Consider the following 12,205-nt stretch of genomic DNA (forward strand, 5'->3'; position numbering starts at 1 on the left):
TTATGGATTATAATTTTAATAAATCTGCTATATTCACCGACAACGTCCCGATAAAACCTATGCCCCTCTGCGGGGTCACCGATTGATCGGCAGTCACATTTTTATCCTTGAAATCAAACAGGTTATCAATACCTGCCGTGAAACGGAAACCTCTTGGGAAACGGGCACCGAGATTCAAGGAACAGAACGTCCGGCTCTCATATTCATTTTTCACGTAACCACCCGCACTATTCTTGTACCATGTCTCCACCGAAGACATCCACCGCCCGTTCAAGGCTGCCGACAAAGTAACCTTCCCGAACGTTTTGGAATAATTTGCCGTAAAAGTCAAACTATGCGGACGATCACTCGCCATATTATACCCATCCACTTCGGAATGTACATCAATATAAGCGTAAGCACCTTTTAGGGTTAAACCATTTTTAAAACGGAACTGTGCCATCACGTCAACACCCGTTCTTGTTGCATCATCTGCATTATAATATTGCTGATCTTTCCCGTCCGAGGTCAAGCCCAAAGCGATCTCGTCAAAGAATCTCGTATAATAACCGGAGACGGAACCATTAAAAATTCCTTTCGTCACCTCGGCCGAAAACGTTCCCTGGTGACTAATCTCAGGCTCCAAATCTTCGTTACCGTATATCATGAAAAATCCCTGTCCGCCCATATCATATTCACTATGCAATTCTTTCAAAGATGGTATACGAAATCCCATCCCGTAGCCACCGCGCAGCGTCAAAACACCATATTTATACATCAACGAAATTTTCGGGCTGGCGTGGAAACCGTATTTTGAATGACAATCCGAACGAACCCCAGCCAACACGCTAAACGAATCACTCACCTTATAATCTTCCTGCAAATACAAAACATACGTCTGGGCATCAAATTTCTTCCCCGAACCATTATCAAACCAATAATGTTGCAATTTCTGCGTATTCACTTCTATCCCGGCCGTCAAGGTATGTTTTTCATGGATATATCCGGTATAATTCAACCGAACGGTATTGGTTAAATCTCCAAAAACCTTTTTAGAAGGCAATGAAGTGGTATAAACGTAACGCTTTTCGTAATTCTCAAACACATACGAGAAATCCAGTATATGAGAATCATTAATAGCGTAATAAACCCGAGGATTTATACTGTAATTAGAAAAGCGATCCTGTTCTTTTTGCTCCACGTACTCCAACACGTCATTATTATAATATGTCCCATTCAATGAGATCCGAAAATTCTCGTTAAACGTGTAACTCAACTTCTGATTTGCTTGCCAAATCTCGAAACCATTTACACTCGACATCCCTTTCTCCGAAGTATCCGCAACCACGGAATCTCTCCCGTATATATCCTTATAATACGAATACTCGATTTGCCCTTCTTTATCTTTTAAGGCATAAGCATCTCGCTTACGGTAGGAAAGAGATGTCAATGCAGAGAAACGTCCTTGTTTAGTCCCCAAAGACAAGGAATATTTACTCTCATCATTATTTCCATAACGCACAGAAACGTTCCCCGTGAAAGGACGATTCGCATCTTTCGTAATAATATTCACCACTCCCCCCATTGCCTGAGAACCGTAAAGAGTGGACATCGGTCCCTTGACAATCTCAATACGTTCCACATTATCCATATCAATCAAACTATAATCAATATTATTACTGGACCCCTCTCCGGCAACACGTTCTCCATCAATCATAAATAACACGTATCCTCCGGCAGATCCTTGGAATTTCAATTCCGGCAATCCGGAACCATGGGCCAGCCCGAACTGTAAACCCGGCATTTCATATTCCAGTAAACTTTGCAAATCCAATGGATTCACCTGTGCTATATCTTCCGATGAAATCACGCGGGTAAGCACCGGAACATCCTTCAACGGTTTCAGCGTACGGGTTCCCGTGATCACTACCTCATTCAACGCGTTATTACTCGGCTCCAACACGAAACGATACAAACTGTCAACCCCAGGGGTCACGTCCCGCTCTTGCGGTTCATATCCCGTGAAACTCACCCGTAACACACACTTATTCTTCGATGATAACTTAAAAGAAAACTCCCCTTTAGCATTTGTCCCGGCCCCGACCACCGTTCCTTTTACCCACACGGATGCTCCCGGTAATCCCTCGCCCTTCTCATCGGTAACAATTCCCTGCACTTTAAAAGAAGGAGCCTCATTGGTATGCTCATCAGCCATCAATACTGACGACAAAAGAATAAAAAACAATATCAACAAATCACGCCTCATAAAATTCTTTTTTTACGGAAAAAACCGTAAGAGAAAGTCTGTTCCTCTTACGGTTGATAAATCATGAATAAAAATTATTTTAGAGGAAACTCGTAATCAAATGTAGCAGCCTCATTCTTACCCGTGGCATCAGACATATCCGTGAAACGCAATTTTGCATATTCGCCGCCGGCAGTCTTCACAACAAACACTTTACCATTAATTTCATAAGAATACGGGGGCATTGATCCGGTAGGAGTTGCCGTTACCCATTTAGCCAGCACTTCGTTAACCTTCGTGGGTTGATACCCAACAAAACCACTCATCATTCCCGACATATCCACCATGACTTCCCCATCCACATCTGAAGTGAAACTTTCTCCGGTAACACTGGCAGAAGTAACACTTTCCAAATCCGTGGTCTGTAACATGACGGCTGCCCCACCATTCGTCTTTACATCATACCGATGGAAAGCAATATCCCAATCGAAAGAAGTTTCATCACCATCCACTCCATAAGTCTTTCCGGTAGATTCCCCTGCAAAGGTTCCTCCCATATTCATCTGCATACCTCCATCTTCCATAGCCTTTACATTCATATACAAAGCAAGACTAAAGTCTGCATCTTTCGTCGTACCGATTGTTCCATTTATCGACATGTAATAATCCGTCGTGGTTTCATCGTCCTTTTCCATCGTAACAACCGACTTCTCACTTGAGATATTCCATACATCCCCCTCTTTTTTAGCAATGGCTTTTAAAGAAAAACTAGCACCCGTTGTTTCTGTTCCACTCATTCCACCAATTTCACAAGCCGGGAAGGAAATAACCACGGTATCTCCGACACCTTCATTAATCACCATCAATAAAGAATCGGTATTCTTTATAAGAGTATTAGAATTCAAATCTCCATAATATACTCCCGTTACAGCCCCTTCCATACTCTTCACTTTCAACGTTTTCACCGTCTTCCCCTCTTTGAAACTAAAATATGACCAAGCATCATATGGATCACAATCTACGGTAACGGACTCTCCATTCCAAGAACCACCATTATCATCATCATCCGTACAAGCCGCAAAACACGCACCAAACAACATGATAACCACAAGAAACCAATTCATCTTTTTCATTATATTTAAAAATTTAGTTTAACAACAATTTAGTGTCGCAAAAATAAAGTAGCCCACTCCCTCCCACAATCCCTTAAAATGGGTAAAAAACGCCATTTACATACTTGATTATAGGGATAAGATCAAGACTTGTTTCTTTGGTTCTTACCGACAAAATTTAAAATTAGCATCGTACATTATTCTCCAACATTAATTTCGTGTGATTTTTATTACCTTTGCAACTCATTACGAGAACTAAAAAAGGATTAACATGGAATACAATTTCAAGGAAGTCGAAAAAAAGTGGCAAAGCTACTGGCAAGAAAACAAAACTTACCGGGTGGAAGTCGATCCTTCCAAGCCCAAATATTACGTGTTGGATATGTTTCCTTACCCATCCGGGGCAGGGTTACACGTGGGACACCCGCTAGGCTACATCGCTTCCGACATCTATTCCCGTTACAAACATCTGAAAGGATTCAATGTCCTGCATCCCATGGGATATGACGCATACGGTCTGCCCGCAGAGCAATATGCCATCCAAACCGGACAACATCCGGCCATCACCACGGAGAAAAACATCCGTCGCTACCGGGAACAAATGGATAAAATCGGATTCTCCTTCGACTGGGACCGTGAAATCCGAACCTGCGATCCGGAATATTACAAATGGACCCAATGGACTTTTATCCAGATGTTCAACAGTTTCTATTGCTTTGACGAGCAAAAAGCCATGCCGATTACCGAACTGGTAAAAGCATTCGAGGCCGTCGGAACCCAAGGATTAAACGTCGCTTGCGGTGAGGAAATGGACTTTACCGCCGAGGAATGGAAAAACAAGAGTACGAAAGAACAACAAGAAATATTACTGAACTACCGTCTTGCCTATCTGGCTGACACCATGGTAAACTGGTGTCCCCAACTGGGAACCGTACTGGCAAATGACGAGGTAAAGGAAGGATTATCTCTTCGCGGAGGTTATCCCGTGGTACAAAAGAAGATGCGTCAATGGTCATTGCGGGTTTCCGCCTATGCCCAAAGATTACTTGACGGGCTTGACAACATTGATTGGTCCGACTCCTTGAAAGACATCCAACGTAACTGGATCGGTCGTTCACAAGGAGCAGACGTGAGGTTCGACGTGAAAGACTCCGATCTGAAATTAGAGATTTTCACCACCCGTCCCGACACCATCTTCGGGGTTAGTTTCATGGTTTTAGCTCCCGAGTCAGACTACGTGAAACCGTTAACAACTCCCGAACAGGCTGATGCCGTTGCCGAATATTTGGATTACGTGTCCAAACGCACGGAACGGGAACGCCAGACCGAAGTGAAAAAGGTTACGGGAGTCTTCACCGGATCTTATGCCATCAACCCGTTCACCAACGAGGCTATACCCATCTGGATCAGTGAATACGTTCTTTCCGGCTACGGAACCGGAGCCATCATGGCTGTACCGGGACACGATAGCCGTGACTACGCCTTCGCCAAACACTTCAACCTGCCCATCGTACCCGTTGTCGATGACGGGGAAGGACATGATATGTCGGAAGGCTCCTACGATGCAAAAGCAGGTAAAATGATCAATAGCGGCATTATCAACGGCATGGAAGTCAAAGAGGCCATCGCCTACATTGCCGGAGAAGTAGAAAAACGAGGCATCGGTAAAAGCAAAATCAATTACCGCCTGCGTGATGCCATCTTCAGCCGCCAACGTTACTGGGGAGAACCGTTCCCCGTGTACTACAAGGACGACCTTCCTTACATGCTGGACGAATCCAAACTTCCGCTGGAACTGCCGGAAGTCGATAAATACCTGCCTACCGAGAGCGGGGAACCACCCCTCGGACGGGCTAAAAACTGGAAAACAGAAGACGGTTATCCATTAGAATTAAACACGATGCCCGGTTTCGCCGGTTCATCCGCTTATTTCTTACGCTACATGGACCCACACAACAATAAGGCATTAGTTGATCACGAAATATGCAACTATTGGAAAAACGTTGATCTTTACCTCGGTGGTTCTGAACACGCCACGGGTCACTTGATCTACGCCCGTTTCTGGAATATGTTCCTATATGACCTCGGCGTGGCTTGCGAGGAAGAACCCTTCAAGAAACTGATCAACCAGGGAATGATCCAAGGACGTTCAAACTTCGTGTACAGAATACAAGGCACAAACACGTTTGTTTCCGTCGGACTGAAAGATCAATATAAAACCACGGAAATCCACGTGGATGTCAACATCGTTAAGAACGACGTGCTGGATCAAGATGCTTTCCGGGCTTGGATGCCGGAGTACGCCAATGCCGAGTTTATCTTGGAGAACGGAAAATACATCTGTGGATGGGCCATTGAAAAGATGTCAAAATCCATGTTCAACGTGGTAAATCCCGACACGATCATCGAAGAATACGGGGCCGACACGTTACGCCTGTACGAGATGTTCCTCGGACCGCTGGAATTCAGCAAACCTTGGGACACGCAAGGGATCGACGGGGTGTACAAATTCTTACGCAAATTCTGGCGCCTGTTCCAAGTCGGCGAAGACTTCAGCGTAAGCGACGAGATACCTTCCAGAGAAGAGTTAAAAGTGCTGCACAAAACCATCAAGAAAGTGGAATACGACATCGAGAACTTCTCGTTCAACACGTCCATTCCGGCATTCATGATTTGCACGAACGAATTGACCGCCTTGAAATGTAACAAACGAGCTATCCTAGAACCTCTCGTGATCGCTCTCGCTCCTTTTGCCCCACACATGGCAGAAGAACTATGGAGCTTGTTGGGACACACCCAAAGTATCACGAAAGAGTCATTCCCCAAATGGGAAGAAAAATTCCTAGTGGAGGACGCTTTTGAATACCCGGTATCTTTCAACGGCAAAGTTCGTTTCAAACTATCCATGCCTTTGACGGCAACTAACGCTGATATTGAGGCCGCAGTCAAAGCTGCACCAGAATCAACGAAATGGCTAGAAGGAAAAGAGATCAAAAAGATGATCATTGTCCCGAAGAAAATCGTGAACATCGTTATCGGATAAATCAAAGTAAAAAAGAGGAGAAATCTCCTCTTTTTTACTCTAATTATTTTTCGCATTAGGGACAATGAACAACACGCTACACGTCCCGATCACCCCTAAACCCAAAAGCAGCAAACGCACATGCCAGTTCTCGAAAACCACGAAAGCCGAAATAGAAATCATCGTCCACATACACACGATCGATACCGCTTTTGTCTTCCACCCGACACCTTTACGTTCCTGAAAACGCCTTAGGTAAGGTCCCAACCATTTCGAACGGTGTAAAGCATCATGTAATCGTTTCGAACTATTATAGAACAACCACGAACTCAACAACAAAAAGGGTGTAGTCGGTAACCCGGGAACAAAAATGCCTATAATCCCCAAAACCACGGAAATACAACCGATGATGATATATATCGTTCTCTTCATCGCACTTACTCTTCCTCTTCACCCGGCATAAAAGCCTTTACCACCGCCTCGTTATACTGCGTCAACTTATTGCTCTTGTGAATTTTTTTCAAAATCTTCCGATCTGTCGAAGGCATGAAATACTCCCAGAACGTTTTCATCTTCATCAACAACTGATGATCCCCCTGCAATCGTTCGGCATAAGCCGCAAGTAATTCGGCATGAAACGCCTTGAACCTCCTTAATCGTTCCTCCCCGGCAAGCACCTTATCTTCCACGTACTCTTGTGCCAAGGCCGGGTTCGCCAACAAACCTCTCCCGATCATCACTCCCTCCAAACGAGGGAAACGCTCCGTCACAGTTTGAATATCCTCCAAGGTCAAAATGTCCCCGTTATAATACAACGGATGTTCACACCCCTTATAGAACGCCTCGAAAGCCTCCTTATCCGTCTCTCCCTTGTATTCCTGCACCCCCACCCGGGCATGAAGAAATATAGCTGCCAACGGGGCCGCGTTCAACAAGGGTAATAATTTCAAACATTCCCCCGGATCTTCCCACCCTAACCGCATTTTCACGGAACATTGTATCTCCGGAAAATCCTTCACCACCCCCAGCAAGGCCTCCACCCTCTCCGGGTGAGGTAACAATCCGGCTCCCTTTCCCCGTCGGGAAATCATCGTGAACGGACATCCCATGTTAATATCCACCTGCTTGTATCCCCGTCCTTCCAACATCTGCAAGCAAACATCCAACTCCGCAGGCTCTCCACCCAACACTTGGGGAACCAGTAACTCCACGCTATTTAACTCCGGATCACAATCCTTCATATCCCTTGAACGAAACGAATCCTCTTTCTCCACCCGGATAAACGGCGTGTAATAAGCATCCACTCCCCCGAAATACTTCGTATGCAGATTTCGGAACGTCCAATCGGTAAGCCCCTGTACCGGGGCAAAATGTATCTTATACTTTTTCTGTTTTTCCATATTCAATTATAAAATCACCTCGATTGCAACAAATATACCGTATTTCTTCCCGTATACGAAAAGAAAAGAAACAAATTTCCCCTTTTTTCTCGTACAACTATCTGAAATAATCATTAACTATGCCTCAAAATTCGTGATATGAAATTTTTACTCTGCCCCAAATGCGGAATACGCCGCTTTTACGTGAAAGACGAGAAGGGAAATAACTGTCTCGTACAAGTCACGACCGACTATGTTGTTGTCCCCGTTCACGAGGGAGATTCCCTAGAAGGATTCGACACGGAAACCCTTTATTGTCTCGGATGTTCGTGGAGCGGCAGTCCTAAAAGCTTGAAACGTTATTAATACAAATACATCATCCTATGAAACATCTGACATTTATACTATTACTGGTCATGACCTGTTCACTGGCAAAGGCCCAGCAAGACGACAGGGGGTATATCGTGAAAGTAGGCGAGAAAGCCCCGAACATCGAGTTATTGTTTCCCGACGGAACCAAGAAACAACTAAAAGACCTGAAAGGAAAAGTCATCATGATACAATTCACCGCGAGTTGGTGCGGGGTTTGCCGTAAGGAAATGCCTTTCATCGAAAAGGACATCTGGCTAAAATACAAGAACAACCCGGCATTCGCCCTCTTCGGCATCGACTTCAAGGAGAGCAAAGAAACCACCGAAAAGTTCGCCAAGGACATCAAAATCACCTATCCTCTACTCCTTGACCCGGAAGGCAAAGCATTCTACACCTACGCCGCGCAGGGAGCCGGAGTCACCCGTAACATCATCATCGACAAAAAAGGCAACATCGCCTTCCTCACCCGTCTCTACGACCCGAAAGAATTCGAGGAAATGGTAAAAGTCATTGATAAACTTTTAAAAGAGAAATAAAAACGAGGCCGTCTAACAAGTCTTATCTAGTGCCTAAAAACTACCCCCTCCAACTCCCCCTGTGTAAGGGGGAGTTAGTGGGGGTAGTTTTTTTTAATTGACTTTTTGGACATCCCCGGTTTCTTTACCGGTTTGCGTGCCGGTTTCTTTTTCTTCTTCTTGCCTCCACGGTGTTTTATCAAGAAATGTACAACGAGGAAGATCACAATCACAGCAATAACCGCTATCACCTGTTGATTTCTTGTCGGACGATACGCACCTCCCGATGCCTGTCCCCCATCCCATGACACGTGCGAAAGCGTGTCCGCCTCCAACACCCGCTCCAAATCATCGGGTAATTGAGAAAAGAAATCAATCCCCGTCATCTTCTCCACCTTATCTACGGAAACGGCAAAACTATTCAAGGGACGCTTGCTCTCTTCGTTAGGCAACACGTAAGCGATCATTTGCTGCTTGGAAGGCGAATAAAACAATTTATAGTAATACCCCGGAACCGTCACTTTCCCCTTGCCAATCGCACCTTTATTACTCTTGAAAATCGGGCCTGTCACCACGTAAAGTTTCTCCTTCCGGGCCCGGTTACGCACGTGTTCCTCCAGCTCTTTCCAGATTCCCCGGTTAAACATCGGCACTTGGGGAGACATATTCGACATGTAGAACGTCTCGCTCATCGCCTTCGCATTAAACGACATATCCGCCGCGGGACACAAATGCCCCCGGTCGTAACCGCTCCGCTTGTAATCGTCAGGCGTGGCACTCCAACGGCTGATCTTCGGGTCCACCCGGAAATCATTTTTCCGGCTCGCTTTCCCAGTCAAGTTCGCGGAACCTAACTCGTAATACACCCAGTTCGCCTGTTTATGCTCCTTGTTGAATCCCAAGCAATAATGCTTGTAATCCACCCGTATCCCGTCATCATACACCGGAATATAGCGCCCGTCGGCAAAACTACCTAAGGCAAGAAACAGAAACAGGAGGCCAAAAATCAGCCTCCCGTGTAATATACTCTTCATCAATTATTGTTTAATCGCTTCCTGCAACGTGTTATCAATCTGACCAAGAATCGGGTAGAATCCCTCATCATCTATCGTATGACGAGCAATATACGCCTCGATCCGAGTACGCAAAACCTGGTAGGACTCCTTGATTCCCTTCTCGTCCCGTTTCAATCCGCGACGGGCAGCATAATTCGCCATCTCGTTCACCAAGTCAAATGATTTCAGGTAATTCTGAATCTGCTTATAATCCTTCAGATTCACCATTTCCGGACGATGTCGGTCCATGAAATCAAACGTGTACTCGTACAAGAACTGGGTTCTCGTCACGTCGCTCAAATAACGGGAAACCCCAGTCGTATCCGCTGGCACGAAGACATCCGGCATGATACCGCCACCACCATACACGGTACGCCCGCCCACGGTCTGGTATTTCAGATTCTCGTCAAAAACAATACTATCTTTTTGTGAGAACTCCCCGTGAACCAAACGATTATAAAGATCATTATAATACTTCTCTTTCCCCTCGTTATACGGTTTCTGGATAGAACGTCCCGAAGGCGTGTAATAACGGGCCACCGTCAAACGCAAAGCCGAACCGTCAGGCAACATACGCTGCTCCTGAACCAACCCTTTACCAAACGAACGACGCCCGATAATCAACCCGCGGTCATTATCCTGTATCGCCCCGGCAAAAATCTCGCTGGCTGACGCACTAAACTCGCTAATCAACACATCCACGCGCAAATCCTTGAATTGCCCTTTGCCGTTGGACTTGTAATCCGTACGAGGTTGCGCCTGTCCCTGCGTGTAAAGAATCAAACGGTCGGCATCCAAAAATTCGTTAATCATCTGTATCGCTATCGGCAACACGCCACCTTCATTCTCCCGCAAATCGATAATAATTTTCCTCATCCCCTCTGCCTTCAACTTCACCAACGCCTGCATGAACTCGGCATACGTGTGCATACCAAAAGTATTCGTTTTCAAATAACCCGTCGTGTCATTCAGCATATACGCCACGTCCACGCTCTTCACCGGGATACTTCCGCGAACCACCTCTTTCTTGATCAACTTCGGCTCTCCTCTTCTAGCGATAGTCAACTCTACTTTCGTTCCCAGTTCCCCCCTCATCAACTCTTGAATCTTATCCTGGCCCATCTTTACCCCGGCAACCAAAGAATCGTTCACCCGCACAATCCGGTCCCCGTCCTTTATCCCGGCTTTCTCCGAAGGTCCACCCGGAACCACCTTCACGACGGTCACCGTATCTAGGTACTTGTAAAACTGGATTCCGACACCCCCGAAGTTTCCCACAATCCCCTCGTTCGCCCGTTGCATATCCTTCGCGGGAATATATACCGTGTGCGGGTCCAGATCCTTCAACAAGACCGGGATTGTATTCTCCACGATCTGCCTCGTGTCCACGGTATCCACGTACGAATTTTGTATCATACTGATAATCAAATCCAGCTTACTTCCCGTCACGGGCAAAAACATTTCCGAGGACGCTGACACTTGAGCCCGATCCGGCAAGAACCGGTTCAACATCATCCCGAACACGATGGCCAAAGCCAGCACGATCGGGGTCAACAAAGCCCTCAAATTACTCTTATTCATTCTCTTCCAATTTAATCTTTATTTTCTTGATTCTCGTTCAACTCGATAAATGCCACATCAATCCCGGCTTTCTGCAACAACTCGATCCCATCGACGCTCCGGTAATTCTCGGAATACACCACTCGCCGGATTCCGGCCTGAATGATTAACTTGGCACACTCGATGCAAGGAGAGGCCGTCACGTACAACGTTGCCCCCAAGCTGCTGTTATTTGACTTCGCAACCTTCGTGATCGCGTTCGCCTCAGCATGCAACACGTAAGGTTTCGTCTTGTTATTCTCGTCCTCGCAGATATTTTCAAACCCGGAAGGAGTCCCGTTATACCCATCGGATATAATGGCATCTCCCCGCACAATCAACGCACCAACCTGCCGACGTTCGCAATACGAATTTTCCGCCCATATCCGGGCCATTCTCAAATAACGTTCATCCAGTAACTGTTGCTTCGATTTACTCATCTATCTTTTTATTTTATTTTTTACGATTCCCGATAGCATCCAGCGTCTCGTAGAAATCAATTTTTCTTTCTCTCGGGACATCAATCTTATCCAAAATATCCCGGCTCATCTTCAAATATTTATCAATCGCCGCGAAAGCAAGTTCTTTAATACCCAAACGATCGTAGATTCGAGTCACCGCCTTGATCTTCTCCTCGTGGTCAAACTCTTTTCGTTCGATCCATCCCCACAACTCTTCTTTCGTCTCCGGATCAGCCAGTTCCAACGCCTTGATCAACATATATGTCTTTTTATTAGCAACAATATCACCTCCGATATTCTTCCCGAATTCCGCCACGTCACCATACACGTCCAAGTAATCATCCTGCAACTGGAATGCCAGCCCTAAGTATCCCCCGAATTCATACAAAGCGTTATACTCATGCTCCGGCGCATCAGCCAACAAAGCTCCATGCCGCAAACTTCCGGCAAGTAACACCGAAGTCTT

General features: G+C 45.8%; 11 protein-coding genes. 3 read left to right on the forward strand and 8 right to left on the reverse strand.

What is annotated here, in order from left to right:
• Positions 1 to 7 precede the first annotated feature (7 nt).
• Positions 8 to 2,245 carry a TonB-dependent receptor gene (locus AB5542_RS15135; protein ID WP_288215043.1) on the reverse strand — a complete coding sequence of 746 codons (2,238 nt, stop codon included), beginning with the start codon at positions 2,243 to 2,245 and terminating at the stop codon, positions 8 to 10.
• Positions 2,246 to 2,319: 74 nt separating this feature from the next.
• Complete coding sequence (locus AB5542_RS15140) at positions 2,320 to 3,357, reverse strand: HmuY family protein (RefSeq protein WP_288215042.1); 1,038 nt, start codon at positions 3,355 to 3,357, stop codon at positions 2,320 to 2,322.
• A 250-nt stretch (positions 3,358 to 3,607) separates the two neighbouring features.
• On the opposite strand from AB5542_RS15140, the gene leuS reads away from it, so the two are divergent.
• Positions 3,608 to 6,379, forward strand: a complete 2,772-nt coding sequence (gene leuS / locus AB5542_RS15145; protein ID WP_288215041.1) for a leucine--tRNA ligase — start codon at positions 3,608 to 3,610, stop codon at positions 6,377 to 6,379.
• 39 nt (positions 6,380 to 6,418) lie between these two features.
• Here the strand turns inward: leuS and AB5542_RS15150 are convergent, their stop codons facing one another.
• Both AB5542_RS15150 and AB5542_RS15155 read right to left on the reverse strand, forming a co-directional pair.
• Positions 6,419 to 6,790 (reverse strand): YbaN family protein, encoded by a 372-nt coding sequence (locus tag AB5542_RS15150; protein ID WP_270547103.1) that lies wholly within the window; start codon positions 6,788 to 6,790, stop codon positions 6,419 to 6,421.
• Between the two features lie 5 nt (positions 6,791 to 6,795).
• Positions 6,796 to 7,758: a tRNA-dihydrouridine synthase family protein gene (locus tag AB5542_RS15155; protein WP_288215040.1), complete on the reverse strand. Its 963-nt coding sequence runs from the start codon at positions 7,756 to 7,758 to the stop codon at positions 6,796 to 6,798.
• A gap of 138 nt (positions 7,759 to 7,896) precedes the next feature.
• On the opposite strand from AB5542_RS15155, the gene AB5542_RS15160 reads away from it, so the two are divergent.
• Complete coding sequence (locus AB5542_RS15160) at positions 7,897 to 8,103, forward strand: hypothetical protein (RefSeq protein WP_027200712.1); 207 nt, start codon at positions 7,897 to 7,899, stop codon at positions 8,101 to 8,103.
• Positions 8,104 to 8,120: 17 nt separating this feature from the next.
• Positions 8,121 to 8,645: a TlpA family protein disulfide reductase gene (locus tag AB5542_RS15165; protein ID WP_288215039.1), complete on the forward strand. Its 525-nt coding sequence runs from the start codon at positions 8,121 to 8,123 to the stop codon at positions 8,643 to 8,645.
• Between the two features lie 74 nt (positions 8,646 to 8,719).
• On the opposite strand, the gene AB5542_RS15170 is transcribed toward AB5542_RS15165, so the two are convergent.
• From AB5542_RS15170 to AB5542_RS15185, 4 genes are all read right to left on the reverse strand, one after another.
• Positions 8,720 to 9,658 (reverse strand): DNA/RNA non-specific endonuclease, encoded by a 939-nt coding sequence (locus AB5542_RS15170; RefSeq protein WP_288215038.1) that lies wholly within the window; start codon positions 9,656 to 9,658, stop codon positions 8,720 to 8,722.
• A gap of 3 nt (positions 9,659 to 9,661) precedes the next feature.
• Complete coding sequence (locus AB5542_RS15175; protein WP_288215037.1) at positions 9,662 to 11,260, reverse strand: S41 family peptidase; 1,599 nt, start codon at positions 11,258 to 11,260, stop codon at positions 9,662 to 9,664.
• Between the two features lie 11 nt (positions 11,261 to 11,271).
• Positions 11,272 to 11,718, reverse strand: a complete 447-nt coding sequence (locus tag AB5542_RS15180; protein ID WP_087419151.1) for a dCMP deaminase family protein — start codon at positions 11,716 to 11,718, stop codon at positions 11,272 to 11,274.
• A gap of 13 nt (positions 11,719 to 11,731) precedes the next feature.
• A partial coding sequence (locus tag AB5542_RS15185; protein ID WP_368243166.1) for a polyprenyl synthetase family protein occupies positions 11,732 to 12,205 on the reverse strand: 474 nt, incomplete at its 5' end.

Source organism: Butyricimonas sp. RTP31003st1_G1_RTP31003_210430 (assembly GCF_040920905.1).
In the GTDB taxonomy this organism is placed as follows: domain Bacteria; phylum Bacteroidota; class Bacteroidia; order Bacteroidales; family Marinifilaceae; genus Butyricimonas; species Butyricimonas paravirosa.

Bases quoted from the DNA above. Each gene is read 5' to 3' on its own strand.
- AB5542_RS15170 (WP_288215038.1), bottom strand. From the start codon at position 9,658: ATGAAGAGTATATTACACGGGAGGCTGATTTTTGGCCTCCTGTTTCTG.
- AB5542_RS15160 (WP_027200712.1), top strand. From the start codon at position 7,897: ATGAAATTTTTACTCTGCCCCAAATGCGGAATACGCCGCTTTTACGTG.
- AB5542_RS15180 (WP_087419151.1), bottom strand. From the start codon at position 11,718: ATGAGTAAATCGAAGCAACAGTTACTGGATGAACGTTATTTGAGAATG.
- AB5542_RS15175 (WP_288215037.1), bottom strand. From the start codon at position 11,260: ATGAATAAGAGTAATTTGAGGGCTTTGTTGACCCCGATCGTGCTGGCT.
- AB5542_RS15155 (WP_288215040.1), bottom strand. From the start codon at position 7,758: ATGGAAAAACAGAAAAAGTATAAGATACATTTTGCCCCGGTACAGGGG.
- AB5542_RS15135 (WP_288215043.1), bottom strand. From the start codon at position 2,245: ATGAGGCGTGATTTGTTGATATTGTTTTTTATTCTTTTGTCGTCAGTA.
- AB5542_RS15165 (WP_288215039.1), top strand. From the start codon at position 8,121: ATGAAACATCTGACATTTATACTATTACTGGTCATGACCTGTTCACTG.
- AB5542_RS15140 (WP_288215042.1), bottom strand. From the start codon at position 3,357: ATGAAAAAGATGAATTGGTTTCTTGTGGTTATCATGTTGTTTGGTGCG.
- leuS (WP_288215041.1), top strand. From the start codon at position 3,608: ATGGAATACAATTTCAAGGAAGTCGAAAAAAAGTGGCAAAGCTACTGG.
- AB5542_RS15150 (WP_270547103.1), bottom strand. From the start codon at position 6,790: ATGAAGAGAACGATATATATCATCATCGGTTGTATTTCCGTGGTTTTG.